At 76.8% G+C, this 991-nt stretch carries 1 pseudogene; it reads right to left on the minus strand.

What is annotated here, in order from left to right:
- Nucleotides 1–118: 118 nt before the first annotated feature.
- Nucleotides 119–991 (minus strand): annotated as a pseudogene (locus tag F9B16_RS52180) (hypothetical protein); the annotation flags it as partial.

The following is a 991-nucleotide window of genomic DNA, read 5'->3' on the forward strand; positions in this document are numbered from 1 at the left end:
GGGGACGGGGGGTTCGGCGGGGAGCGCGTCCTGCGGGAGCGGGGGCGCGGGGACCGGCGCGGCGAACGGCGGGGGGCCGCCGGGCGCCCCGTCCGGCGGCGGGGGGACCCAGGCTCCGTCAGACGAACGGGAACCCGGTGACGAGGTCGTGGACATCGCTGCGCAGGCTCTCCAGGTTCTGGCTCATGCCGTCCAGCGGGGTGGTGTCGGGGGGCTGCTTCTGGGAGAGGCCGACCAGCACGGCGGCGAAGATCCCGAGGATGAGGGCGGCGGCGAGCGCCGCCTCGGTGCGCGGGAGCAGCGCCCCCCAGATCCGGGCGAGCTGGCGGCGCGGCGCGCCGCTGCCCGGCGCGAGGCAGAGCAGCCCGATCACCGCCATCGCCGAGTAGGCGATCGCCCGGGACGCCGTCATGTCGGACTTGGCGAAGATCAGCACGCCGAGCAGGACGAGCCCGGCGAACAGGCTGAGCGCCGAAAGCAGCGCGGTCACCATCACCGCGCCGGGCAGGTGCAGCGGGGTCCGGAACGCGGCCGCGACCGCGTCGCCGGAGCGGGGGCCGCGCCGTGTCCGCTTGCCCTCCATGCCTTGCGCGGCCTTGTCGGCGCTGCGCAGCACGAGCACGCCCACGATCGTCACGCCGACGGCGAGCAGCGGCGCGATGTTGGCGAAGCCGAGCAGCGCCACCAGGACGATGAAGCCGAGCACCCGGTACCAGCCGTAGGGCTTGCGGGCGTCCTTGTCGCGGTCGTCGCGGGCGGGCTCGGGACGGCGGTGCGGCGCGTCCCGCTGCTGCGGGTCGTAGGGGCCGCCCTGCTGCGGGCCGCGCTGCAGCGCGTTCGGCGGCGGCTGGTTCGGCTGGTTCTGCTGGTTGTAGGGGCCGTAGTTCGCCGGCGGGTACGTCCCCTGCGGGCCGTAGTTCGGCTGCGCGTAGCGCGGCGCGGCGTCGTAGGGACCGGGCGCGGGCGGCGGGACGGGCGGCGGCGCGGCGGG

The sequence above is a fragment of the Actinomadura montaniterrae genome, assembly GCF_008923365.1.
In the GTDB taxonomy this organism is placed as follows: domain Bacteria; phylum Actinomycetota; class Actinomycetes; order Streptosporangiales; family Streptosporangiaceae; genus Spirillospora; species Spirillospora montaniterrae.